Raw genomic sequence first — 24,452 nt, 5'->3', positions numbered from 1 at the left:
CGCGACCAAAATGATCACCGCGGCATTGAGATGAAGGAGCTTGAGGCATGGACATTCTAACCTGGTTGGCACGCCCCACATGGCATTCGGAGCTTATCTTATGCGCCTTTGCGGTTCTTGTTTTGTACGTTGTGTTCCGGAAAAAAGGTGAGTTGTCGCGTCACGCTTTGGAAAACACAGTGGCGACCTTGCTGATCGGTGGCATCAATATTCTTGTGGCGATCGTGTTTTTGAAAGACGTGAACGCTTTCATGCAGTCGGCCTATGCCGCTTTGCATATTCCAACCCTTGATCCCTCTGTCTGGGATGCTTTGCCGCTTTGGGTCGTGTGTATCATGGGCATTATCGCCAAAGACTTTGTGGACTACTGGAACCACCGTTTGATGCATACCAAATGGGGGTGGCCCACACATGCGGCGCATCATTCAGACACACATGTGAATGCGTTTACCGCCAACCGTATCCACTTTTTGGAAGCGATGCTGATGACCGCCAGCTACATCATATTGTTGACGTGGTTGCAGATGCCAAAGGCGCTACCATTTGTGATCGCCTTTTACATCCTGCACACAAAATATGTGCATATGGATCTGCCGTTTGAACACGGGATCTTCAAATATCTGATTGCTTCGCCGGTCTATCACCGCTGGCATCATGCAGATGTGCCTGCGGCCTATGGCAAGAACCTTGCCAATGTCATGCCGATCTATGACGTGATTTTTGGCACCTACTACGAGGCTGGCAAATGCAACGCACCCATGGGGGCGTTGGGCACTGGGGTGCCGGACAAGAACGTCTGGCGCATTTTCACTTATCCATTTGAAGAATGGGGGCGTTTGATCCGTGCCAGTTTGGCGGAACGCCGCGCCAAGGCCAATGCAAGCGCGTCTGAAACGGTAACCCGCTAAGCCCGGGGCTTTAAGCCCCTGTGCGCCAAATAGACGTGCGCCAAACACAAAAACGGACGCCGCGGCGCCCGTTTCAAATCTTTTATCGTCGATCCGCTTACGCGAGGGCGATGTTTGTCGCACTTTCGCGGTTGTCGCGGCCAGCTTCGATATCGAAGGTGACTTTCTGGTTGTCGGCAAGTCCTGTCAGGCCTGCGCGCTCAACGGCAGAAATGTGACAGAACACGTCTTTGCCGCCGCCATCAGGTGCGATAAAGCCGTAGCCTTTTGTTGTATTGAACCATTTCACGGTGCCAGTAGCCATCGTGTTTCTCCTTAGTGTGTCTGCCCGCAACATGCGGCAGGTCGGCAAAGTCGTAGCTGATCGAGGGGGACTGAGCCGGATCGGAGCAGTGGTCGATAGGTTTAACGTCGCAACCCCAAGATGTGGACCCATGCGGCCTAAATCAAGAAAAAACCTTAAAAATAGGCGTTTTTGCGGAGTCTTGCCGATTAGTGATCGTTTTTGTCTCATTGTTTTTGATTTTTCACGGAATGCGGGCTTCAATAAATTTACCAGTTGATAAAATTTTTAGACCGTGCTTTGATTTTCTCTAAGTTCACTGCACACAGCCAAGACAGGGAGAGCCATGTCGCAGAATTCTTTCACGCCAGGTGTCGTCGCGGGACGATTGGCGCCAGATCAGTATCAAGAACAATTTTCAGACCTGCACCCGCCGTTGCAAGACCATGAAGCCCTTGTTGCAGCGGATCGGTGCTACTTTTGCCACGACGCACCGTGTATTACGGCCTGTCCCACAGACATCGACATACCGCTGTTCATTCGCCAGATTGCAACAGGCACGCCTGATGCGGCGGCAAAAACGATTTTGAGCCAAAATATTATGGGCGGGATGTGCGCCCGTGTGTGTCCCACGGAAGATTTGTGTGAACAGGCCTGCGTCCGTGAAGCCGCAGAAGGCAAACCGGTGCTTATCGGTCAATTGCAACGCTACGCCACGGATCATCTGCAAACCAAAGGTGTGCACCCGTTTGAGCGGGCAACAGAAACCGGCAAAACCATAGCAGTTGTCGGGGCCGGTCCGGCGGGATTGTCCTGCGCACACCGTTTGGCGATGATGGGGCACACCGTCACCGTCTATGATGCAAAATCCAAGGCGGGTGGGCTGAACGAATATGGCATCGCCAGTTACAAGACGCCCGGTGGATACGCGCAAGACGAAGTCGATTGGCTTTTGCAGATTGGCGGCATCACGGTTGAAACGGGCAAGGCGCTGGGCGATGGCCTTAGCCTTGAGGCGTTGCAGGGTGATCATGACGCTGTGTTTCTGGCCATCGGTTTGGGCGGCGTAAATGCGCTGGGGCTGGAGGGTGACGACAAAACGGGCGTTTTGGATGCTGTTGATTTCATCTCTGAACTGCGGCAGGCCAGCGATGTGGCACAGCTGCCTGTTGGTCGCGATGTGGTCGTGATTGGCGGGGGCATGACGGCGGTGGACGCCGCTGTGCAGGCCAAGTTGCTCGGTGCGTTGAACGTCACACTGGCCTATCGCCGCGGGCGCGACCGGATGAATGCAAGCGTCTATGAACAGGATCTTGCGGCCTCCAAAGGCGTTCGCATCATGACGCATGCGGTGCCGACAGCAGTGCATGGCAACGGCGCTGTGCGCGAGATCGAATTCGAATATGTAGACGACGCTATGGCGGGCACCGGTCAAACCATAAGACTGCAGGCCGACCAAGTGCTAACAGCCATCGGGCAGACGCTGAATGGAAGCGGGCTGCCGGATTTAGATGGCCGCAAAATTGCCGTGGACGGCACGGGGCGCACATCGCTTGATGGCGTTTGGGCTGGCGGTGACTGCGCAGCTGGAGGTGACGATCTGACCGTCACAGCGGTGGCCGAAGGGCGCAACGCTGCGATGGATATACACGCAACTCTGATGGGAGGCGCATAAGAATGGCAAACCTGCAAAGCAACTTTTTAGGTATTTCATCCCCCAATCCGTTCTGGCTGGCCTCTGCCCCGCCCACGGACAAAGAATACAATGTCCGCCGCGCCTTTGAAGCAGGCTGGGGTGGCGTGGTCTGGAAAACTCTGGGCTCAGAAGGCCCGCCTGTCGTTAACGTCAACGGGCCACGATATGGCGCGATTTATGGCGCGGATCGTCGGTTGTTGGGTCTGAACAACATCGAACTGATCACCGACCGCGACCTTTTCACCAACCTTGATGAAATCAAGCGCGTCAAAGCGGATTACCCGGACCGTGCGATCATCGTGTCGATCATGGTGCCGTGCGAGGAAGAGGCGTGGAAAGCGATCCTGCCGTTGGTCGAGGACACGGGCGCTGATGGGATTGAGCTTAACTTTGGCTGCCCGCATGGGATGTCGGAACGCGGCATGGGCGCGGCTGTGGGGCAGGTGCCCGAGTACATCGAAATGGTGACGCGCTGGTGCAAGCAGTATTATTCCAAGCCTGTCATCGTGAAGTTGACGCCGAACATCACAGACGTGCGCAAACCTGCGGCGGCGGCGAAACGCGGTGGCGCGGATGCGGTGTCGCTGATCAACACGATCAATTCGATCACCTCTGTGAACCTCGACACGATGGCACCGGAACCCAGCATCGACGGCAAAGGCACTCATGGGGGCTATTGCGGCCCTGCGGTGAAGCCTATCGCCATGTCGATGGTGTCAGAGATTGCGCGCAACCCTGAAACCCATGGTTTGCCTATTTCAGGCATCGGCGGGATCACCACATGGCGGGATGCGGCGGAATTCATGGCGCTGGGCTGCGGCAACGTGCAGGTCTGCACGGCGGCGATGACGTACGGGTTCAAGATCGTGCAGGAAATGATCAGTGGCCTGTCGCAATGGATGGACGAAAAAGGCCATGCGTCTTTGGACGATTTTGTCGGGATGGCGGTACCGAATACGACGGATTGGCAGTACCTGAACCTGAACTATGTGGCCAAGGCCGTGATTTCCCAGGATGACTGCATCAAATGCGGCCGTTGTTACGCGGCCTGCGAAGATACTTCGCACCAAGCAATCAGCATGTCAGAGGATCGCGTATTCGAAGTCATTGACGCAGAGTGCGTGGCATGCAACCTTTGCGTGAATGTTTGTCCGGTGGACGGGTGCATCACGATGGAGGCCATGGCCCCCGGTGCCACCGACCCACGGACAGACAAAGTGGTTGAGCCGGACTACGCAAACTGGACAACGCACCCGAACAATCCGGGAGCAGTTGCGGCTGAGTAATCTCCCGTCCGCGCGGGGTAAGTCATGTCACCCCGCGCGGATACCTTTCAGAAAGGGCGTTGCTCTAGGACCATTGTGAGAGGTCTTAGACTGGCATCTCTTCTGGTTCGGCGCTTGTTGCGGGTGGGCTGACGTCATTGCCTTCCGCGACAGGCGCTATTTTTTCAGCTTCTGCTGACAGGCTTGTCATACCTTCAAGAATTGACTGCAATTTGTAGGCCGCTTGTGCATCTTGTGCCGCTTTGCGCGCCGCAGCTTCGGCGTCCTCCGCGCTTAATTTTGCAGGGGCTTCAATCTGGGCTTGCACCGTGCTTTTTGCTTCGACCTCAACAGGCGCAGTGCCGAGATCCTTTGCGGTGGAATAGCTTTGTGCGGAGGCACTGGCCGCACCGTTTGATCCGGTGTTTGCCCCGCCATCGTCCGATGTCGTGGCCGTATCGGTTTGTGTTTCTTTGGCCTCTGTTGTGCCTGTGGTTGTTTCGTTTGCCTGCGCGGCATCCCCTTCATTCGAAGTTGTGTTTTCGGTTGTCGTCGTTCCAGACGGTTGTGCAAATGGACTGGCCACTGCCGAAATAATACTCATGCGGTTCTCCTGAAAAGGTCAGTTGAAACGCCCCATCACCCGCCTTCAGGTGTCGTTCACAAGTATGAACAACTCCTAAACGTGCGGATTAAGATTGGGTGAATGGTTAAGTCAGGTTAACAAACTGATTTAAGGGGCAAGCAACTTGGTAAACATGGTTTGCAGATACTGCGTCGCGCTGCCGCGATCTTCGCCATCCGGCAACAAAACGTCAATTTGCGCTTCAAAATCTGCATAGTGCTGCGTACTGGACCAAATCGAAAAAATCAGGTGCCGCACATCCACTTTCGCCAGCCGCCCTTCGGCCATCCAGCCTTCGATCACGGCGCATTTTTCATCAAAAAGTGGTTTTAGGCTGGCGTGCAAATGGGGCTTCATCCGCGGTGCGCCTTGTAGAATCTCGTTCGCAAATAAACGGCTTTCGCGGGGCAGGTCGCGCGCCATGTCCAGTTTCCGCTGCACGTAATCAAGCAGTTCTTGCAATGGCTCGCCATTTGCATCCATTTCGATCAAAGGGTCCAGCCATGTTTCCATCAACTGGTTCAGCAAGGTGACGTGAATTTCCTCCTTGCCGGCGAAGTAATACAGAATGTTGGGTTTGCTAAGCCCGGCTTCACGCGCGATTTGATCCAATGTGGCCCCGCGGTAGCCATGCTGCGAAAAAACTTCAAGCGCCGCTTCGATAATCCGGCTTCGATTGCGCAATTGAATCCGGCTTGGCTTTTTCGGGGCGCTTTCATTCATACGGCTGTCCTTGGTGCTTGAATTTACAGCATATGTTGCCTGTCTTGGTTGAATTTGGCAAACCAGTTCTTGACAGCTTCGGCCCCAGTCGCAATCGTGTATTTACCAATTGGTAAAAAACAAGCCAGCACAGAGTCCAGTACGGAGGTCGTTATGCCAGCGCCGGGAGAAAATCTAAGGATCAATGCCGATCGGCTGTGGGACAGCCTGATGGAAATGGCAAAAATTGGACCGGGGGTTGCGGGTGGAAACAACCGTCAGACCCTGACGGACGAAGACGGTGAAGGCCGCGCATTGTTTCAGTCGTGGTGCGAGGCGGCAGGATGTTCTATGGGGCTGGACCAGATGGGCAACATGTTTGCCCGCCGTGAAGGCGCTGATCCTGATGCTTTGCCGGTATATGTTGGTTCGCATTTGGACACGCAACCCACAGGCGGCAAGTATGATGGGGTTTTAGGCGTCCTTGCAGGGCTTGAAGTGATCCGCACCCTGAATGATTTGGATGTGCAGACAAAACACCCCATTGTAGTCACCAATTTCACCAATGAAGAAGGCACGCGTTACGCGCCCGCCATGCTTTCGTCTGGCGTTTTTGCGGGTATTCACACGCAGGATTGGGCGTACGATCGTGTTGACGCGGAAGGTAAAAAGTTCGGAGATGAGTTGTCGCGTATCGGCTGGCGCGGCGAAGAAGAGGTTGGCGCCCGCAAGATGCACGCTTTCTTTGAGCTGCACATCGAGCAGGGCCCAATTCTGGAAGCCGAAGGGCGCGACATCGGCGTTGTGACCCACGGGCAAGGTTTGTCGTGGACGCAAGTCACCGTGACGGGCAAGGATGCACACACAGGTTCCACCCCGATGCCGATGCGCAAAAATGCCGGGCTTGGTATGGCGCGTATTCTGGAAAAAGTGGATGAAATTGCGTGGTCCCACGCGCCCCATGCAGTGGGCGCGGCAGGGCATATCGACGTTTATCCGAACTCGCGCAACGTTATTCCGGGGCAGGTGGTGTTCACGGTGGATTTCAGGTCACCTGATCTGGCGGTGATCGAGGACATGGAAGCCCGTCTGCGCATCGAGGCGCAGGCAATCGCTGATGACATGGGTCTTGAGGTCGCGTTTGAAAAGGTTGGCGGATTTGATCCTGTGGCTTTTGATGAAGGCTGTGTTGGGGCCGTGCGGTCTGCGGCGGAGCGCCTTGGCTATACTCACATGGATTTGATTTCGGGGGCGGGGCATGATGCGTGCTGGATCAACCGTGTGGCCCCTACGGCGATGGTGATGTGTCCGTGCGTTGATGGGCTGTCACACAACGAGGCTGAAGAGATTTCCCGAGAGTGGGCGATGGCTGGCACAGATGTGTTGATGCATGCGGTTGTGGAGACTGCGGAGATAGTTGGGTGAAACTGCTGGACCCTGATCTAAGCGTTGCGGAACGGATTTCAGGTCTCGTGCAGGCGGAAATCGACACTGCACGCGTCGAAACGGATCGCGACCTGCGACATCTGGATGCATTTCGTGCGGCGTTGGTGAAACCCTTTGAAACCACTGTGAACTTCAGTGGTGGTGTGACGCAAACCTGTTGGACCGTGACGCGGACCGATGGCACGTATCGCGTGGTTTATATGCCGGTTGCGGGGTATTTTTCGCTGTGTGTGGAAAGCGATTTTGGTCCTTTGGATATTGGGGTGCATGGGCCGGCAATGGGCTGTTATGGATCAGTCTAAAGTGGGGCTTTGCCCCGAAGTTTTTGTTCTGTTGGGGCTCTGCCCCAAACCCCGAGGTTTTTCGGGCGAGATGAAATTGGATCGAAGGGAAGTCTGAGATGAGCAAGGTAATCAAAGGTGGTTTGGTCTGTACCGCGGATCGCACGTACAAGGCTGATGTTTTGATTGAGGGTGAGGTCATCAAGCAAATCGGGGAAGATTTGGTTGGAGATGAATACATTGATGCCGAGGGTGCTTATGTCATTCCAGGCGGTATTGATCCGCATACTCATCTGGAAATGCCTTTTATGGGCACGACTGCTGCCGAGACGTTTGAGACGGGCACTTGGGCGGCTGCTGTTGGTGGCACGACCATGGTTGTGGATTTCTGCCTGCCCGGTGCCGATGGCGATTTGAAGAACGCCATCAACGAATGGCACCGCAAGTCCGCCCCGCAGATTTGTTCGGATGTCGGCTATCACATGGCCATTACTGGCTGGGATGAGGGTGTCTTCAACGGCATGAAAGATGCGGTTGAGATGGGTGTGAATTCGTTCAAGCACTTCATGGCCTATAAGGGTGCCTTGATGATCGAGGATGATGAAATGTTCGCCTCTTTCAAGCGTTGCGCTGAATTGGGTGCTTTGCCCATGGTCCATGCCGAGAACGGTGATCTGGTCGCTGAATTGCAGGAGAAGTATTTCAACGAGGGCATTACCGGCCCAGAGGGTCATGCCTATTCCCGCCCGCCTGAGTTGGAGGGTGAGGCCGCAAACCGTGCCATTACGATTGCGGATACAGCGGGTGTGCCTTTGTACATTGTGCATGTTTCTTGTGAGCAGACCCATGAGGCAATCCGCCGTGCCCGTCAGAAGGGGATGCGCGTTTATGGTGAACCGCTTATCCAGTTTTTGACCCTGGACGAGAGCGAGTATTTCAACAAGGATTGGGACCATGCGGCGCGGCGTGTGATGTCGCCGCCTTTCCGTTCCACGGATCATCAGGACAGTTTGTGGGCGGGTTTGCAGGCGGGGTCTTTGCAGGTTGTGGCCACGGACCATGCTGCGTTCAACACGGAACAAAAACGCGCAGGCCGCGATGATTTCCGGATCATTCCGAATGGCTCGAATGGCTTGGAGGAACGCTTGGCCGTCTTGTGGACCGAAGGCGTTGAGACAGGCCGTTTGACGCCGAATGAGTTTGTCGCTGCGACCTCGACCAATGCGGCGAAGATATTGAACATTTACCCCAAGAAGGGTGCGATTGTGGAAGGGGCGGATGCGGATATCGTCGTTTGGGATCCGAAGATTACCAAGACCATTTCGCCTGCGAACCATCATTCGATCTTGGATTACAACGTGTTTGAAGGCTTTGAGGTCACGGCGCAGTCACGATTTACGCTGTCACGCGGTGAGGTGATCTGGGCGTGGGGGCAGAATTCGCAGCCCTCGCCCGGTCGTGGGAAATTCGTGCCGCGTCCGGCATTTCCGTCTGGGAATGTGGCACTGTCCAAGTGGAAAGAACTGACGAAACCAAAGATGATCAAACGTGATCCGTTGAATATTCCGGCGGGAATTTGAATGTTTGCGTTTTTACAGAGCTTGTTTTCAAACGATCACGGCGCCGATTGTGTGGCTCTTTTTTACGGTGAACTCGGAGGGCGCAATGCGGTGCCGCCGACGGCCGCAGCATTTGTGGATGTTGTACTAGAAGAAGAATTGCTTTGGAATTTCGATTGGCGTGAAACATCAGATGATGTCGTTGAAGCATTGGCGTTTTTCTTTGAGCAGAATGGATTGCGGGATCTGTCCAAGGCTGAAATAGGCCAAATCACACAAGATGCTGGTAGCAAAAAAGGTGTTGAACTACCTTTAGCTTTGAACAACGCCGATTTGGTTTCTCAGACGCGTCAATGGCGCCTGCTGTCGGTTGATACCACCTCGGATCAGTATTGTGTCGCGTTGGTGACGCCTAAGTTTTACGCGCGTTGGGTCAACGTCAAAATCTGTTCAGGTGTTTGCACACAAGATCACTACCGAGGTGGCGGAAAGCCTCCTAAGAACACAGGACCTAGAGCAATTCAATGAACGCTTCTGCAAGTTGTGTAATCTCTGCGCAAAATCTGGACCTGACCTTCCAGACCAATGATGGCCCTGTGCATGCCCTCAAAGGCGTGTCCTTAGACATCAATAAGGGTGATTTCGTATCCTTCATTGGCCCCTCTGGCTGTGGCAAAACCACATTTTTGCGCTGTATGGCTGACCTCGAACAACCCACCGGAGGCTCTATCACCGTCAATGGTGTGTCTGCCGCTGAGGCCCGCAAAGCCCGTGCTTATGGCTATGTGTTTCAGGCGGCGGGGCTTTATCCTTGGCGCACGATTGGGGGCAATATTCGTCTGCCTTTGGAGATTATGGGGTATTCCAAGGCGGATCAGAAAGAACGCGTCGAGCGTGTTTTGGAGCTGGTCGAATTAGCTGGGTTTGAGCGTAAGTTCCCTTGGCAATTGTCGGGGGGGATGCAGCAGCGTGCCTCCATTGCGCGGGCGTTGGCCTTTGACGCGGATATTTTGCTGATGGATGAGCCGTTTGGGGCGCTGGACGAGATTGTGCGTGACCATCTGAACGAGCAGCTTCTAAAACTGTGGGCGCGGACGGAAAAGACCATTGGTTTTGTGACGCACTCGATCCCTGAAGCGGTGTATCTGAGCACCAAGATCGTGGTGATGTCGCCGCGTCCCGGGCGGATTACAGACGTTATCGAAAGCCCTTTGCCCAAAGACCGGCCTTTGGATATCCGGGACAGTCCCGAGTTTTTGGAAATCGCTTACCGCGTGCGTGAAGGTTTGCGGGCAGGGCATGCTGATGACTGACGCTGCCCCCCGTTTGGCGACCAAGGGTGATGCACCGGCTTGTGCGCAGATTGTGCGCGATTGGCTGGATGCGACGCCGTGGATGACGGGCGGCCCAAGCCTTGAGGAATTGACAGAAATGTTGACCCAAGGCATTGGCATGCGCGAATTTTGGGTGATTGGTGAACCGGTCACAGGATACCTGGCTTTCGAGCGGGAAATATCCCAAATCAACGGCCTGTATACCGCAAACCCAGGCTCTGGTGATGGCAAAGCACTGTTGGAGGCTGTTAAGCACGACCGCGATTTTGTCCAGCTTTGGACGCATGCCCCCAATGAGGCTGCACAGCGATTTTACGCCCGTGAAGGGTTTGTCGAAGTCGAACGTAAAGAAGAGGGGCGCGGTGACGGGGTTCCTGAATTGCGGATGGAGTGGCATCCATGAGGTCTGTCTTGCCGGTTCTTACGGTAGTCGCTGCAATTCTTGGGTTTTGGTTGCTGTGTGTTGTCCCGATGAACATGCATCTGGTTGCGGATCAGGCGCAGCGCGATGGCCTTGTTGTGACACCCGATACGCCCGCCGCGCGTCAGGATGTAGGCGGTGTTGCACTGGCGTTGAAGAACACGCATTTGATTGCGCTGACCTATGAGTTCAAACGCCCCCGCTTGCCCAGCCCTCAGCAGGTTGGCCGCGAGATGTATGCGACGATCATCGACAAGAAGATCACCTCGAAACGGTCATTGGTCTATCATGGCTGGGTCACGTTGGCGCCGACGCTGTTGGGGTTTTTGATCGGCACCAGTCTGGGCATCTTGTTGGCGGTTGGTATCGTTTACAGTCGTGTGATGGATCGGTCCGTGATGCCGTGGGCCATCGTCAGTCAAACCATTCCGATCCTCGCACTTGCCCCGATGATCATTGTCGTTTTGGGGTCGATGGGCATCCAAGGCCTATTCCCCAAGTCAATTATCGCGGCCTATCTGTCGTTTTTCCCTGTTGTTGTCGGCATGGTCAAAGGGCTGCGCAGCCCGGATGCGATGCAGCTGGATTTGCTGCGCACCTACAATGCCAGCAAATCGCAAGGCTTCTGGTCGCTGCGGTTGCCTGCGTCTGCCCCTTACCTTTTTGCGTCTCTCAAGATCGGGATTTCCGCATCGTTGGTGGGCACCATCGTCGCAGAATTGCCAACCGGTGCGCGTGCGGGGTTCGGGGCCCGGATGCTGGTGGGTGATCAATATGGGCAACCTTTGGTGTCTTGGGCCGCACTTTTTGCAGCGGCATTGACGGCAGCGGCTTTGGTCGGGATCTTCAGCTTGATTGAGCGCGTGACCTTGAAGCGTATGGGGATGGCTGCGGCATGATTTGGGTATTGGTGGCCATAGTGATCTGGGCCTTGGGCTGGTGGATCAACATTCGTCTCAGCAACAGCGCACGGTCCGATGAGACTTTGGTGCGCGTGGCAATTCCAGTGATTTTTGGACTTACGGTTGTAATTGTATGGGAGATGCTGGTGCATGGGTTTGATGTGAATCCCGTAATCCTGCCCGCACCGTCGTCGATCATTGAACGCCTTGGCACTGAGGGCCCCCGTTTATGGGCGGACTTTAAGCAGACCATTTTGAAGGGTGCTGTGTCAGGCTACGTCATCGGCGGTGGGGCTGCGCTGGCGGTGGCTGTTCTGGCGGACCGTTCGGATTTTCTGACGCGAGGCATTTTGCCTGTTGGCAGCTTTATGGCAGCTTTGCCAATTGTCGGCACCGCGCCGATTTTTGTGAAATGGCTGGGCAGTGATTGGGAATCCAAGGCGGCGGTTGTTGCTGTTATGGTGTTCTTTCCGATCCTTGTGAACACAGTAGCCGGACTGCGTGATACCTCGTCGATGCAGCGTGATCTGATGCGGACCTATGGGGCGGGATATTGGCCTACTTTGTTTAAGCTGCGCTTGCCTGCCGCGATGCCTTTCATGTTCAATGGCTTGAAAATTGCGACGACATTGGCTTTGATTGGCGCGATTGTTGCTGAATTTTTCGGCTCTCCGACGGTTGGCATGGGGTTTCGTATCTCGACCAGCTTCGGGCAGCTTGCATTGGATATGGTCTGGGCCGAGATTGTGGTCGCGGCCATCGCAGGCAGCGCGTTTTACGGCGCCATGACATTGATCGAAAAACGGGTGACCTTTTGGCACCCGTCACAAAGATAACAAACGCACCCGCACAAGCGGGGCACATATAACAACCAACGACTTGGAGGTCACAACGATGAAACACTTTATGATGGCAGCAGCCCTTGCGGCAGGTATGGGCGGGACAACCGCCTTCGCGGACGGACACGCAAACACAGTTACTTTGCAGTTGCAGTGGGTCACGCAAGCGCAGTTTGCGGGCTACTATGTGGCCGCAGACAAAGGGTTTTACGAAGAAGAAGGTCTGGACGTCACGATCCTTGCCGGCGGTCCAGACATCGCGCCCCCACAGGTGCTTGCAGGTGGCGGCGCGGATGCAATGTTGAACTGGATGCCGTCTGCTTTGGCAGCACGTGAAAAAGGCCTGCCGGTTGTAAACATCGCGCAACCCTTCAAATCATCCGGTCTGATGTTGACCTGCTGGAAAGACACCGGGATCAGCTCAGTCGAAGACTTCAAAGGCAAAACCATCGGCGTGTGGTTCTTCGGCAATGAATACCCCTTCCTGTCATGGATGTCTCAAGCAGGCATTTCTACGGATGGCGGTGATGATGGCGTCACGGTTTTGAAGCAGGGCTTTAACGTAGATCCGCTATTGCAGCGCGAGGCAGATTGCATTTCGACCATGACCTATAACGAATACGGTCAGGTTTTGGATGCAGGGGTTAATCCGGATGAACTGGTGACGTTCAAGTACGAAGACCAGGGCGTGGCAACTTTGGAAGACGGTATTTATGTGCTGGAAGACAATCTGAAAGACCCTGTGTTCGAAGACAAAATGGTCCGCTTTGTGCGCGCTTCCATGAAGGGTTGGAAATACGCGGAAGCCAACGCAGAAGAAGCCGCTGGTATCGTTCTGGACAACGATGAAACAGGTGCGCAAACCGAAGCGGCTCAAGTGCGTATGATGGGCGAGATTGCCAAGCTGACGGCAGGGTCTGATGGCACGCTGGTTGAAGCGGACTTTGACCGCACAGTTGCGTCTTTGCTGGCGGGTGGTTCTGATCCGGTCATTACCAAAAAGCCTGAAGGGGCTTGGACGCATCAAATCACAGACAAAGCGCTGAAATAAGCAGCGTCTTGCGCGGATGATCAGGGGCTGGCTGAAAGGTCGGCCCTTTTTTCGTTGCAGGACTGGACTTCTGGCCGTGTGGCTCCATCTTTTGCCATGATCAATAGGAGCAAAAAGATGTCGAATATGGAAAACCTAGACAACAAACTGTCCGAGGCGGAACGCCAAAGCGTTGTTTATGAAACTGCCATGGCGTCTATCGCGGCAAAAAACCGTGCAGCACCCGCCGGCGGACATGCGATTATGGCAGCTGCCATGGGCTACGGTGAAAGTGCATCGGACGGCCCCGTCATGTCGAAGGTGGCACATGGGGCGAAACTGTTTTGCATTCTGTTCGCGATGCTCGCCCCAAGCTTGTTGATTTGGCAGGTTATGCTGTAACGCACCCTTTACAAAACGGTGACGACCGTCCCTTTGGGCACACGATTGTACAGATCTGTCACATGTTCATTTGTAAGACGAATACACCCGTTTGAGATAGACGACCCAATGGTCTGTGGCTGTGTCGTGCCGTGTATGCGGAAATACGTATCCACACCGTTTTGGAACAGGTAAAGCGCCCGCGCACCCAATGGATTGTCGGGACCGCCAGGCATAATGTATTTGTTTCCTTTGAAGCGCGAATAGGTCTTCGGGCTACGCTCGATCATGTCTTCGGTGGGCCGCCATGTGGGCCATTCTTTCTTAACGTCGATGGTGGCTTGGCCGGTGAATTCCAGCCCCGCACGCCCGACACCCACGCCGTAGCGGATCGCTTTGCGTTCTTCGGTCACCCAATACAAGTAATAGCTGCGTGGCAGCACAAGGATTTGCCCCGGCGCAAAGTCCTTCTTGATGCGCACCTCTTGCGGGGTGGGATCAAAGACGGTGGTTTGGGCTTCCAACGTGAAAGGTGTGAGTGCTGCGGCGGTGGAAAGGGCAAGGAATTGGCGACGGTCCATTTGGGGCTGCTCCGGTTACTGAAACTATGTGCGGAATCTTGCCAGACTTGCGCGAAAAAGCAATGTTGAGGAGACTTCTGACGCATTTGTGATGCGTTTTATGCACTAATTGGCCGCGTCGACTTGTTCGGGTGGGGTGCCATCGTTTGTCTCAGCCTCAATTTCGTCCCACTTGCGTTTCGCAAAGCGCTGAAGGCGGTTCTTCAGATCAAAAGAGCTTTCGAGCAACCTGCGTGCGGCTGTCGCTTCGTTCGTGACGCAATGGCTATTGAGCGGATTGGTCGCGCGGGCGATGCCATCAAGGCCCGAGGTGACGATGTTCTGGTTTTGCAGCGCTTGGTAAATATTCGTCGCGGTCTCGGTGTCGAGCTGCATGAGACGTTTGAACATCTCGGGGCTGGCACGATCATGGCATCGCGCGAGCATCTTTGCGGTGGCGAGGTGCTTGGCCGAGACGGAAGAGGCCGCTGCTGTGGGGAGGGCAGGGGATGCCAGGAGGGCTGTCGCGGTGGTGAGGAAGGTTCTGCGTTTCATAGTTTTGAGATGGTAACGCAGTTGGTGGGATTTGAGGGGAAATAACTGTATGGTTTTGCACATTCGCTGAAACGCCAAGAGCGATCGCTTGCAATCTCGGAACCGGCAGCATGTTGTGAAGCAACGTGCGAGAGGCCTACGACCCGCGGTCGGGGGCTTTGGGTTAGTCTGAAACGATTTCGCTTTCCATAATTGTAAAATTATTCAGCGCATTCTTGAGCCGTTCACGAACTTCATCCTGAATGCTCTCGTCAATGAAATCAATTCCTTGAGAGGAAATGAAAGCGTGTGCCGCCCGCGGATCCTTCTCTTCCCATAGTATTGAGTATAGACACCATACTTGTGCCAAGTCTGCATCCAAGAGCGCATGCAAAGATGAGCCATAATTTAGCGTTTCGTGCTTGGTTAAGAAATTTGACTGGGAAATCATGTAAAAAGCGGTAGTAAACAGTCGGCAAACTGAACAGCAATTGGCTATGTGATTTGAAACAGAAAGTCTCGACTGTGTTTTGTCATTTTCTACTAAACTCTTAATAGCAGTTTGCGCATTATTTCCCGCCTTGAATTTTATAGTTTGGTTTGTCCCATCTGTAATTGTTCTATCCAAAGCCTTTTTCTCTTCAGATATCAAGCGCAGTACAGCAAAAAAACTCTGTTCAAAACTCTGCTTTCGAAGCGCAATCCCTTGCTGCGTGTTTATTTTTTCTTGTCCCCGTAAGAGTGTTTTCGTGTCGTTGCGCTCTTCTTTTACGACTTCGAGTTCTTCTCTTTGGAGAATGATTGCATAGACCAGCATCAGCAGGGCCGTACCAGAGAACAGAGCGTTGGCTGCTCCGAAAGTGTCACCGAATGTGCCACCGGTTTGGTTGGAAAAAATAGCGTATACAAAGTTGACAAAGTAGGCGATTGGCACGAACCACAAGGCGCGTTGCAACCACTTTTTTAGGTTGTCTGTCCCAGACTTGTTCATCGTGACCTCACAACAACCGAGTGCGAACGGGCATGCTGCGCATACCCTGCCTCGCAACCGATGAATTTACTTCGTAAAGTTCATCTAGAGAACTTCTTATGCTTCAACCGCTTGGGCTCCATCGCATCCGCCCCTAAGCGGCGCTTTTTGTCTTCCTCATAGTCCTCGAAGTTGCCCTCGAACCACTCAACGTGTGAATCCCCTTCGAACGCCAGCATGTGTGTGCAGATGCGGTCGAGGAAGAAGCGGTCGTGTGAAATGACGACGGCGCAGCCTGCGAAATCGACCAAAGCGTCTTCCAAAGCGCGCAAAGTTTCGACGTCCAAATCGTTGGTCGGCTCATCGAGAAGCAGCACGTTGCCGCCATCTTTGAGCAGACGCGCCATGTGCACGCGGTTGCGTTCACCACCCGACAGCAGGCCGACTTTTTTCTGCTGGTCCGCGCCCTTGAAGTTGAAGGATGAACAATAGGCCCGTGAATTGACCTCTGCGTCGCCAAGCGCGATCAATTCGGCCCCGCCGGAAATCGCCTGCCAGACGTTGTCGTCGGGGTTCAGGTCGTCGCGGGACTGGTCGACATAGGACAGTTCAACCGTGTTGCCGATCTCGACGGTGCCTTCGTCGGGCTGTTCGTGGCCTGTCAGCATCTTGAACAGCGTGGATTTGCCAGCGCCGTTTGGTCCGATCACACCGACGATGCCGCCGGGGGGGATGGACAGGGACAGACCGTCAATCAACAGCTTGTCGCCCATGGCCTTCTTCAGGTTTGTGACCTCGATCACCTTGTTGCCAAGACGTTGGCCATTGGGGATGACGATCTGGGCATAGGTGAGCTTTTCGCGCTCTGATTTGTCGGCCAGTTCGTTATAGGCGCTGATCCGCGCCTTGGATTTCGCCTGCCTTGCCTTGGCCCCTTGGCGCATCCAGTCGAGTTCGCGTTGCAGGGTTTTCTGGCGCGATTTGTCTTCGCGGGCTTCTTGCAGAAGGCGTTTGGCCTTTTGGTCGACCCATGAGGAATAGTTGCCTTCCCATGGGATGCCGCGCCCACGTTCCAGTTCCAAAATCCATGTGGTGATGGAATCAAGGAAGTAACGGTCGTGGGTGACGATCAGGATTGTGCCTTTGTAATCGATGAGGTGCTGTTGCAGCCATGCGATTGTTTCAGCGTCGAGGTGGTTGGTTGGTTCGTCAAGCAACAGCATGTCGGGCGCGGACAATAGCAATTGGCACAGGGCGACGCGGCGCGCTTCACCCCCCGACAAGGTTGTGACGTCGGCGTCGTCGGCCGGGCAGCGCAAGGCCTCCATCGACACGTCGATTTGTGAATCGAGATCCCAGAGGTTTTCCGCGTCGATCTTGTCTTGCAGTTGGCCCATTTCCTCGGCGGTCTCATCCGAATAGTTCATCGCCAGTTCGTTGTAGCGGTCCAGAACGGCCTTCTTTTCAGCCACACCCAGCATCACGTTCTCACGAACATTAAGCGCCGGATCAAGCTGGGGTTCCTGCGGCAGATAGCCTACTTTGGCTCCTTCGGCGTGCCATGCTTCGCCGGTGAAATCCTTGTCCAGCCCCGCCATGATCTTCATCAGCGTGGACTTACCCGAGCCGTTCACGCCCACAACGCCGATTTTCACACCGGGCAGGAAGTTCAGGTGGATGTTTTCAAAGCATTTTTTGCCGCCGGGGTAGGCCTTGGATACACCGGACATGTGATAGACGTATTGATAGGCTGCCATTGGGACGACTCCGATTGGGGAATTTGGTTTGGGGTGTCATAATGCAGCGGGGCCAAGGGGGCAATGAAATGTATGCGTTGAAGGAATTGATTGCAGGGTATGCGCAATCGGGATCAATAACATGGATCGGTGTGCGCCCCACACGTCGCGCAGGCATGATTTCCGTCGGTGATGTGTTTATTGATGAAAGCGGCCTGACGGGTGATCACGGGCGGGCGGGAAAGCGCGCAGTTACCTTGATACAGGCAGAGCATTTGCCGGTAATTGGTGCGATGCTAGGGAAAGACGAAATCTTGCCTGCCGTGCTGCGGCGCAACTTGGTTGTGTCGGGGATCAACTTAAGTGCGCTGAAAGGGCGTCAAATCGCAATCGGGGACTCTGTTTTGCAGATCACCTCCATTTGCGCCCCATGTTCACGAATGGAAGAGGTTTTGGGGCGGGGTGGTTACTCTGCCGTGCGTGGGCACGGAGGGTGGTGCGCTTCGGTCTTGGGGTCAGGGTGTGTTCGGTTGGGTGATGCCGTTCGGCCAATTGATTGACAGGCCCGATATTTTGGGGCCAACAGTCGGCATGAATGGCGTTTTCCCATATGCTCGCCCCGGCCAAACCATCGGTCTTTTGGGTGGTTCTTTTGACCCCGCGCACGCGGGGCATGCGCATATCACGCGCGAGGCGTTAAAGCGCTTTGGGTTGGATCGCGTGTGGTGGATGGTAAGCCCCGGCAATCCGTTGAAAGTGCAAGGGCCTGCGCCGCTGGATCAACGGATGCAACGGGCGCGTGAGGTCATGCAGCACCCGCGTGTCGAGATCACGGATATCGAGGCGCATCTGGGCACGCGTTACACGGCCGAGACGCTGCAAGCTTTGCAAATGCAGTGCCGTGGTGTGCGGTTTGTGTGGTTGATGGGCGCGGACAATCTGGCGCAGATGCATTTGTGGAAGGATTGGCGCTGGATCATGGACAACGTTCCTGTTGGTGTCTTGGCCCGTCCCGGTGACCGGATTTCGGCGCGGATGAGCAGAGCTGCCAAGGTTTATGCACCGTACCGGATTGCGGGGCGCATGTCCCATGTGCTGGCGCAAGCGCAATCGCCCGCGTGGTGCTTTGTGAATGTTCCAATGGTGGCGCATTCGTCGACGGCCATTCGGAAAAGTGGTAAATGGTCAGGCTTTCAAACGTGCTGATGTAATGCCCGCGGTCATAACAATCAGCAACCCGATCCATGTCCACATTTGGGGCCATGTGTCGAAAACAAACCAACCGAATAGTACTGCTGCGAACAGTTGAAAATAGACCAACGGTGCCAGTCGTGTGGCAGGGGCAGCACTGTAGGCATATAGCAAAAGCAGGTTGCCCAACATGGAACCAAGCCCTGACAGGAAGGTGACTGTTGTGACATAAGGCGTGAACTGCGGCAAAGTGGCCAGACCGAAAGGCGTTAGGATCAAGCCTGCGATAAACAGCTGTGTAAAAGACAATGCAATGGGGCTTCCAAGGTGGGCAAGCCAGCGCGAAGACGTCAGAAACGCACCATAACACGTGCCAGCCGCAACAGCCCAAAAGAGCGCGGGCGATGTGTCAGATCCCGGCTGAACCACAACCAATACACCGGTAAATCCGATGAAAATCAATGCTGTACGTTGCCATGTAATGGGTTCGCGCAAAAAGACTGCCGCCATGCCGTAGCTGATCAACGGCCCGATGAAAAAGGCGGCGAAGACGTCTGCAATGGGTGCGCGGCTTAAAGCGATCTGGATGCAACTAATGCCGCAAGCGATCAGTATGCCACGTAACCATATCCGCCAGTCGCGCAACAATCTCCATGCGCTGCGGGGCGTAAAGGGCAAAATCAGAACCACCCCCACGATAAAGCGCGACCATGCCACAAAGGCGGGTGTGGCCAACCCTGACTGGGTTAGCAGTTTACCTGCAGTGTCCCCGGCAGGGATCAACGACATGGCGACAAACATGATCAGGACAGCGCGTTGCATACAGGCGCAGTATCACGGGGCACGGGCCGCGGAAAGGATACAAAAGTGATCGCTTGTTGCCTTGTTACTGTCACACCGCTTTGGTTAACTGCGCCGCATGACACATGGTATTTCTAAACGGTATTTTCTGGCAGGCGGTATTTCGGCGCTGGCTGCGGGTGTGGCTTTTGCGGATGCGCCTGGAAAGTCGTTGCGACCTCGTGCGCGGGGTGGTGATTTTCACAAACGTGCTGTGCGGGGTCCCAAGGATCTGATCCGTGAAGCCAAGCTAAATGGACATGTTGCCTACGCTGTGGCGGACGCCAAAACGGGTGCCCGCCTAGAAGCAAACACGCCCACGGCCCAAGTTGCGCCTGCGTCTGTCACCAAAGCAGTTACGGCGCTATATGCGTTGGACCGGTTGGGGGCAGGACATCGCTTTCAAACCCGTTTGATGGCGACAGGGTCTGTATCGAATGGTGTTGTTTCGGGTGATCTGGTTCTTGTGGGCGGTGGTGATCCGACGCTTGATACCAATGATTTGGCCGATATGGCCCGCCAATTGAAAGCGGCAGGCATACGCGAAGTCCGCGGTGCGTTCAAAGTCTATGAGGGCGCGTTGCCTTTTGTGAAGACCATCGACACGGACCAACCGGACCATGTGGGCTACAGTCCGGCGGTGTCCGGGATTGCCTTGAATTTCAACCGGGTACATTTCGAATGGCGGCGGGCTTCAGGAAAATATTCCGTGACTATGGATGCACGCTCTGATCGCTATCGCCCAGATGTGACGATGGCGCGGATGCGCATCGCGGAACGATCTATTCCGGTCTATTCTTACGCCGATCAAAAGGGTGTGGACACTTGGTCCGTTGCCCGTTCGGCTTTGGGCGGCGGCGGGTCGCGCTGGTTGCCCGTTCGCAAGCCAGGCGCTTACGCTGCCGATGTTTTTCGTACGATGGCAGGGGCGCAGGGCATACGCCTGAAACCAGCACAGAACATGAAACGTGCCCCGCAGGGCACTGTTCTGGTCACACATCAAAGTGAGGTTTTGCGCGAAATCCTGCGTGATATGTTGCGATTCTCGAACAATCTGATTGCCGAAATGGTCGGCATGGCGGCCACGGCACGCAGTGGGCGAAACCCATCCGGTTTGCGGGCTTCGGCATCTGCGATGAACGCTTGGGTCAAATCCAAACTGGGTGTGTCAGGGATGAAACTGCAGGACCATTCGGGCCTTGGCGCAGGCAACCGGATGACGGCAGATGCAATGGTTGATACTTTGGTAAAGGTCTATGCGTCCAACACCTTGCGTCCCTTGCTAAAACCCGTGGCGATGCGCGATGCCAAGGGCAAGGTCCTGAAAAATCATCCCATCGCAGTGAATGCCAAAACGGGGACGTTGAATTTTGTTTCTGGTTTGGGTGGGTACATGGAGGCCAAGGATGGATCTGTTCTGGCTTTTGCGATTTTCTCTGGCGACGAGGCCGTGCGCAAACGTATCAAAAAGGCGAACCGAGAGGCGCCGCAGGGCGCCCGCGGGTACAACAAACGGGCGAAGCGTTTACAGCAGCAATTGATTGAGCGCTGGGGCACGTTATACGGATCGTAACGGTACGCCTACCTTAGGTAGTTGTATGTGTGTTTTCGCCCTTTTTCGCTGTGTTTATGCAGGCTTATCCTTGCTAAAGCCGAATAGAAACATCACCCTGATGCGGACGACGATCCTCGGAGGCGATCATGATGCTTGGGCTTGAGCCTTTTGAACAAATGATCAGCGAGATCAACGCACGTTTTCAGAACACCGCAAGCGGCGAAAGCAATTTACAAACGGCCCACACCATCGTTCGAGACATCGGCGGGCTGGCCGTGAATGTCGGTGGCACCACACCGGCCGGAGATGCGGCCGCATGGGGTATGTCTTCGATGTCGGAGGCTTGGCTGGCACGGTATGAAAGTGAGAAATACCACCTTATTGACCCATTTATAGCGGCTCTCGTAGCAGGACATGCACAGGTTGCGGTTGATTGTGGCACTTTGCCCAAGATCGACCCAGCCTATCATTTGAACCATGATCTTAAAGCCTATGGGTACGGGTCATTGTACGGCAGCAGCGCCGGTGGTTTGGGGTCTGGATATCGTACTTTGGTGGTTTTCTGTTCTGGTGAAACTTTGGCAGAGGTTGATGCCCGTTTGGGGTTTGACCGATTGAAAATCATCCACGCCATCATTGCCGCAAACATCCCTAACCCGTCTTTGTCTGGCCCAGAAGATAAAGACATTTTACGGCGTTTCATTGTGCGCGAAAGATCTTTGTCGCCAAGAGAACACGATGTTTTAAGCTTCTTGGCATGTGGACTGCGCAACGACCAGATCGCGTTCAAAACGAAAATCGCCGAAGTGACGGTGCGCAAGCACTTGTTGTCTATTCGTCAAAAGCTTGGCGCCAGCACGCGTGAACAAGCCATTGCGATTGCTGTGCGCGATGGTTGGATCACCCTTTAAGGGGCTGATGTAGGGGCGCGATGCAGGACAAATATCGGAAACGATAACTTGTTCCGCGTGCGTTTTTCACCAAGGATATAGTTGGATTTTATCGATCCCCCGCCCGTTAAGGTCGGGCATTTTGACCTGTAAGTTTCTGATATTAAAGAGTGAAAATAATTTATGTTTAAGGCAATTCCAGTTATGAGTATCGCGGCGGCCATTGTTGTTGTTGCATCCTTTGCACAAGCGGATCCGAAGCCGCAAAATGCAAAGCGTGCAGACAATCAGGCCGTCGCAAATTTCTATGGTGGCACAGCCCGCGAATGGAGTTCTTGCAACGGTGGCGGTGTCTACTTCGGCGCAGGCTGGGAAGCGATTGCGTTTTGCGGCAAAGATCCAAAATCAGTTGGTATCGGTAAGTGGTCGGTGAAGAAGGGTGTGATCTGTCACGAGCTTGTTTGGTATTGGAAAGACAACGGCGAAATTAAGTCCAAGAAGAACGACGCCGATTGCATTGCGCATATTGTTGATACTGAAGGCACGATGTGGCGCCGTTGGAATGACGATGCGGACTGGTGGCGTGTTCAGGACGTCAAGTCGGACAAAAATGCGTCTAAGCGGTTCAAGCATCAATCAAAATTTAATCGTGCGAAAAAGAAAATCGGCCTTTAGCGCCTGCAATTATCGCAACCAACAAGGAACACTACATGCGTAAATCCACTATAGCTTTTTCTGTTTTTGCCCTTGTGGCAACGGCTGCAATCCCGGCACTTGCGGACAATTTCAAGCGGATCAAAACCTCTGAGGAGTTTAGTGCATTGGTGGTCGGCAAAAAGATCACTTGGGATGGCGGCTTTGCTGTGATCCGTGCCAATGGCAAAACCGACGGGCGACTTAAGAAACAGGGTAAATATGTTGGCAATTGGACATTCACCAAGGGGTTTTATTGTCGTAATTTGGTGATCAAAAAAGAAGAAACCGGAACCAATTGTCAGATTGTCGAAATTGATGGCAACAAGCTACGCATCACACGTGATCAAGGCAAAGGCGCCACGAATATTTTCAATCTGAAATAGGCCACATTTTGGGTTTCGTCAGCAGCCAATGCGCTGTTATCGCGAACTCTTATGCGTTTTGAGGTGCACAATTCAATTTGGCGGCCCGCAAGCATGTGGGCCGCCAATTGTCTGTTGCTGTGTAGGGTCATGACCCTAAGCGGCCCGTTCATTGCGCACCCGTGCGGCCTCAACACAATCGGCCACGGCTTCTGCTGTTGCCGCCGATAGTGTCCATCCCAGATGCCCGTGCCCTGTGTTGTAGAACACGCCAGTTTTTTTGCCGGGTCCAACTTTTGGCAGCATTGAAGGCATCATAGGGCGCAAGCCCGCCCATGGGACGCAGTGTTCGGTGGACACGTCCGGGAAGAAGTCTTCTACCCATTTGGTCAACGGTTTTACACGATTGTCCCGGATGTCCAGGTTGTAGCCGTTGAACTCTGCTGTTCCTGCGACACGGAAACGGTTTTTGCCCAGACGTGACGTGACCACTTTCGCTTCGTCATCCAGTAAAGACACCCAAGGGGCGGCGTTCTGGCTGGCCTCATCGTCCAGATTTACGGTGATGGAATACCCTTTGACGGGGTAGATGTTCACACGGTCGCCAAGGTCTGCAGCAATATCGCGGGACCCGACGCCAGCGCAGACGACGATGCCGTCAAAGTGTTGTGTGTCGCCTGTGTTTCCGCTTTGCCAAGATACATCGACGCCTTGGCCTGTGTGTTTGATCTCGTTTACGGCAGCGCGGTAGCAAAAAGTAACGCCATTGGCTTCGCAAGCTTTGGACAATTGGCGGGCATACAGGTGAATGTCGCCAGTGAAATCACTTTCGGTATAGAAGCCACCGATGACGTCCGTGCGCAGGGCCGGTTCAATGCTTTGCACTTCGCTGCTTGAGACTTCGTGACGCTCAAGGCCGGCTTTTTTCAGCAAGGTGTTGACGTGGCGGGCATGATCCAGTTCGGATTGCTTTTTGTAGACGTGCAAGATGCCGCGCTTTTCCATGTCGAATTTGAAACCTGCCTCGTCCGCGAAACCCAACAAGTGTTTGCGGGCTTCAATCGCCATCTTGGCCGTGGCGATGGTGTTCTTTTCATAGTCGGGAATGTTGCCCATGAATTCGGCCATCCACGACAGTTTGTGCCAGCTTGGCTTGGGGTTCACCAGCAAAGGCGCATCGGAGCGCAGCATCCACTTCAACCCCTTGAAGATAGTGCCCCAACGGGTCCAGACCTCTGCGTTGGATGCAGACAACTGTCCGCCATTGGCAAAAGACGTTTCCATCGCAGCGTAGCGGTTGCGGTCGAATACGGTAACCTGAAAGCCGCGCCGCGACAGGGCATAAGCGGTGGTGATGCCAGTGATTCCGGCGCCGATGATTGCGATTTGTGCCATGTGTTTGGCCTTTTTGGTCATGCGCAGATTGTAGGACACAGCCCAGCGGAT

28 protein-coding genes are annotated in these 24,452 nt (G+C 54.4%); 19 read left to right on the top strand and 9 right to left on the bottom strand.

Annotated elements, in window-relative coordinates:
- Positions 1-47 precede the first annotated feature (47 nt).
- On the top strand, positions 48-908 hold the full coding sequence (locus ASD8599_RS17175) for a sterol desaturase family protein (protein WP_108829670.1): 861 nt from the start codon (positions 48-50) through the stop codon (positions 906-908).
- A gap of 97 nt (positions 909-1,005) precedes the next feature.
- Here ASD8599_RS17175 and ASD8599_RS17170 read toward each other — a convergent pair whose 3' ends face one another.
- Positions 1,006-1,212 (bottom strand): cold-shock protein, encoded by a 207-nt coding sequence (locus ASD8599_RS17170; protein WP_108829669.1) that lies wholly within the window; start codon positions 1,210-1,212, stop codon positions 1,006-1,008.
- A gap of 325 nt (positions 1,213-1,537) precedes the next feature.
- On the opposite strand from ASD8599_RS17170, the gene ASD8599_RS17165 reads away from it, so the two are divergent.
- Entirely contained in the window at positions 1,538-2,866 is a 1,329-nt protein-coding gene (locus tag ASD8599_RS17165; RefSeq protein ID WP_108829668.1) for an NAD(P)-dependent oxidoreductase, read from the top strand.
- 2 nt (positions 2,867-2,868) lie between these two features.
- Positions 2,869-4,173 (top strand): NAD-dependent dihydropyrimidine dehydrogenase subunit PreA, encoded by a 1,305-nt coding sequence (gene preA / locus ASD8599_RS17160; RefSeq protein WP_108829667.1) that lies wholly within the window; start codon positions 2,869-2,871, stop codon positions 4,171-4,173.
- An 85-nt stretch (positions 4,174-4,258) separates the two neighbouring features.
- Here preA and ASD8599_RS17155 read toward each other — a convergent pair whose 3' ends face one another.
- Positions 4,259-4,756, bottom strand: a complete 498-nt coding sequence (locus ASD8599_RS17155) for a hypothetical protein (RefSeq protein ID WP_108829666.1) — start codon at positions 4,754-4,756, stop codon at positions 4,259-4,261.
- A gap of 129 nt (positions 4,757-4,885) precedes the next feature.
- Positions 4,886-5,500, bottom strand: coding sequence for a TetR family transcriptional regulator C-terminal domain-containing protein (locus ASD8599_RS17150; RefSeq protein ID WP_108829665.1), 615 nt, complete (start codon positions 5,498-5,500; stop codon positions 4,886-4,888).
- A 153-nt stretch (positions 5,501-5,653) separates the two neighbouring features.
- Between ASD8599_RS17150 and ASD8599_RS17145 the strand changes: the two genes are divergently transcribed.
- From ASD8599_RS17145 to ASD8599_RS17100, 10 genes are all read left to right on the top strand, one after another.
- The gene (locus tag ASD8599_RS17145) at positions 5,654-6,904 is read left to right on the top strand and encodes a Zn-dependent hydrolase (RefSeq protein ID WP_108829664.1); all 1,251 of its coding nucleotides are present in this window, start codon (positions 5,654-5,656) and stop codon (positions 6,902-6,904) included.
- Positions 6,901-7,227 carry a hypothetical protein gene (locus ASD8599_RS17140; protein ID WP_108829663.1) on the top strand — a complete coding sequence of 109 codons (327 nt, stop codon included), beginning with the start codon at positions 6,901-6,903 and terminating at the stop codon, positions 7,225-7,227. The genes ASD8599_RS17145 and ASD8599_RS17140 overlap by 4 nt, the downstream gene beginning before the upstream one ends.
- A gap of 98 nt (positions 7,228-7,325) precedes the next feature.
- Entirely contained in the window at positions 7,326-8,786 is a 1,461-nt protein-coding gene (hydA, locus tag ASD8599_RS17135; protein WP_108829662.1) for a dihydropyrimidinase, read from the top strand.
- Positions 8,787-9,293, top strand: a complete 507-nt coding sequence (locus tag ASD8599_RS17130) for a DUF6630 family protein (protein ID WP_108829661.1) — start codon at positions 8,787-8,789, stop codon at positions 9,291-9,293.
- Positions 9,290-10,078 carry an ABC transporter ATP-binding protein gene (locus tag ASD8599_RS17125; protein ID WP_108829660.1) on the top strand — a complete coding sequence of 263 codons (789 nt, stop codon included), beginning with the start codon at positions 9,290-9,292 and terminating at the stop codon, positions 10,076-10,078. Before ASD8599_RS17130 ends, ASD8599_RS17125 begins: the two co-directional genes overlap by 4 nt.
- The gene (locus tag ASD8599_RS17120) at positions 10,071-10,502 is read left to right on the top strand and encodes a GNAT family N-acetyltransferase (RefSeq protein ID WP_181364528.1); all 432 of its coding nucleotides are present in this window, start codon (positions 10,071-10,073) and stop codon (positions 10,500-10,502) included. Before ASD8599_RS17125 ends, ASD8599_RS17120 begins: the two co-directional genes overlap by 8 nt.
- On the top strand, positions 10,499-11,419 hold the full coding sequence (locus ASD8599_RS17115) for an ABC transporter permease (RefSeq protein WP_108829658.1): 921 nt from the start codon (positions 10,499-10,501) through the stop codon (positions 11,417-11,419). Before ASD8599_RS17120 ends, ASD8599_RS17115 begins: the two co-directional genes overlap by 4 nt.
- Entirely contained in the window at positions 11,416-12,258 is an 843-nt protein-coding gene (locus ASD8599_RS17110) for an ABC transporter permease (RefSeq protein ID WP_108829657.1), read from the top strand. Before ASD8599_RS17115 ends, ASD8599_RS17110 begins: the two co-directional genes overlap by 4 nt.
- Before the next feature lie 58 nt (positions 12,259-12,316).
- The gene (locus ASD8599_RS17105) at positions 12,317-13,312 is read left to right on the top strand and encodes an ABC transporter substrate-binding protein (protein WP_108829656.1); all 996 of its coding nucleotides are present in this window, start codon (positions 12,317-12,319) and stop codon (positions 13,310-13,312) included.
- Between the two features lie 117 nt (positions 13,313-13,429).
- Positions 13,430-13,693, top strand: a complete 264-nt coding sequence (locus ASD8599_RS17100; RefSeq protein WP_181364527.1) for a hypothetical protein — start codon at positions 13,430-13,432, stop codon at positions 13,691-13,693.
- Positions 13,694-13,701: 8 nt separating this feature from the next.
- On the opposite strand, the gene ASD8599_RS17095 is transcribed toward ASD8599_RS17100, so the two are convergent.
- The 4 genes from ASD8599_RS17095 to ettA form a co-directional block, all read right to left on the bottom strand.
- The gene (locus ASD8599_RS17095; RefSeq protein ID WP_108829654.1) at positions 13,702-14,253 is read right to left on the bottom strand and encodes a L,D-transpeptidase; all 552 of its coding nucleotides are present in this window, start codon (positions 14,251-14,253) and stop codon (positions 13,702-13,704) included.
- Between the two features lie 105 nt (positions 14,254-14,358).
- Positions 14,359-14,787, bottom strand: coding sequence for a hypothetical protein (locus ASD8599_RS17090; protein WP_146188233.1), 429 nt, complete (start codon positions 14,785-14,787; stop codon positions 14,359-14,361).
- A 163-nt stretch (positions 14,788-14,950) separates the two neighbouring features.
- A complete protein-coding gene (locus ASD8599_RS17085) occupies positions 14,951-15,757 on the bottom strand; it encodes a hypothetical protein (RefSeq protein ID WP_108829652.1) in 807 nt (268 codons plus the stop codon).
- 80 nt (positions 15,758-15,837) lie between these two features.
- Positions 15,838-17,493, bottom strand: a complete 1,656-nt coding sequence (gene ettA / locus ASD8599_RS17080) for an energy-dependent translational throttle protein EttA (RefSeq protein ID WP_108829651.1) — start codon at positions 17,491-17,493, stop codon at positions 15,838-15,840.
- A gap of 41 nt (positions 17,494-17,534) precedes the next feature.
- Between ettA and ASD8599_RS17075 the strand changes: the two genes are divergently transcribed.
- Both ASD8599_RS17075 and ASD8599_RS17070 read left to right on the top strand, forming a co-directional pair.
- A complete protein-coding gene (locus tag ASD8599_RS17075; RefSeq protein ID WP_245926087.1) occupies positions 17,535-18,032 on the top strand; it encodes an MOSC domain-containing protein in 498 nt (165 codons plus the stop codon).
- A 31-nt stretch (positions 18,033-18,063) separates the two neighbouring features.
- Complete coding sequence (locus ASD8599_RS17070; RefSeq protein WP_108830249.1) at positions 18,064-18,678, top strand: nicotinate-nucleotide adenylyltransferase; 615 nt, start codon at positions 18,064-18,066, stop codon at positions 18,676-18,678.
- Here ASD8599_RS17070 and ASD8599_RS17065 read toward each other — a convergent pair.
- A complete protein-coding gene (locus ASD8599_RS17065; RefSeq protein WP_108829649.1) occupies positions 18,658-19,485 on the bottom strand; it encodes a DMT family transporter in 828 nt (275 codons plus the stop codon). The genes ASD8599_RS17070 and ASD8599_RS17065 overlap by 21 nt on opposite strands.
- Before the next feature lie 97 nt (positions 19,486-19,582).
- Here ASD8599_RS17065 and dacB point away from each other — a divergent pair, with 97 nt between their 5' ends.
- From dacB to ASD8599_RS17045, 4 genes are all read left to right on the top strand, one after another.
- Positions 19,583-21,076 carry a D-alanyl-D-alanine carboxypeptidase/D-alanyl-D-alanine endopeptidase gene (gene dacB / locus ASD8599_RS17060; protein WP_108829648.1) on the top strand — a complete coding sequence of 498 codons (1,494 nt, stop codon included), beginning with the start codon at positions 19,583-19,585 and terminating at the stop codon, positions 21,074-21,076.
- 128 nt (positions 21,077-21,204) lie between these two features.
- Positions 21,205-21,969 carry a helix-turn-helix transcriptional regulator gene (locus tag ASD8599_RS17055; protein ID WP_108829647.1) on the top strand — a complete coding sequence of 255 codons (765 nt, stop codon included), beginning with the start codon at positions 21,205-21,207 and terminating at the stop codon, positions 21,967-21,969.
- Positions 21,970-22,152: 183 nt separating this feature from the next.
- Entirely contained in the window at positions 22,153-22,623 is a 471-nt protein-coding gene (locus ASD8599_RS17050; protein WP_181364526.1) for a DUF995 domain-containing protein, read from the top strand.
- Positions 22,624-22,658: 35 nt separating this feature from the next.
- Positions 22,659-23,027, top strand: a complete 369-nt coding sequence (locus ASD8599_RS17045) for a hypothetical protein (RefSeq protein WP_108829645.1) — start codon at positions 22,659-22,661, stop codon at positions 23,025-23,027.
- A 135-nt stretch (positions 23,028-23,162) separates the two neighbouring features.
- Here the strand turns inward: ASD8599_RS17045 and ASD8599_RS17040 are convergent, their stop codons facing one another.
- The gene (locus ASD8599_RS17040) at positions 23,163-24,401 is read right to left on the bottom strand and encodes a D-amino acid dehydrogenase (protein ID WP_108830248.1); all 1,239 of its coding nucleotides are present in this window, start codon (positions 24,399-24,401) and stop codon (positions 23,163-23,165) included.
- Positions 24,402-24,452 lie beyond the last annotated feature (51 nt).

The sequence above is a fragment of the Ascidiaceihabitans donghaensis genome (genome assembly GCF_900302465.1).
Classification (GTDB): domain Bacteria; phylum Pseudomonadota; class Alphaproteobacteria; order Rhodobacterales; family Rhodobacteraceae; genus Ascidiaceihabitans; species Ascidiaceihabitans donghaensis.
Note: the sequence above shows the minus strand (reverse complement) of the source record. Positions and strands in the feature narration are given on the sequence as shown.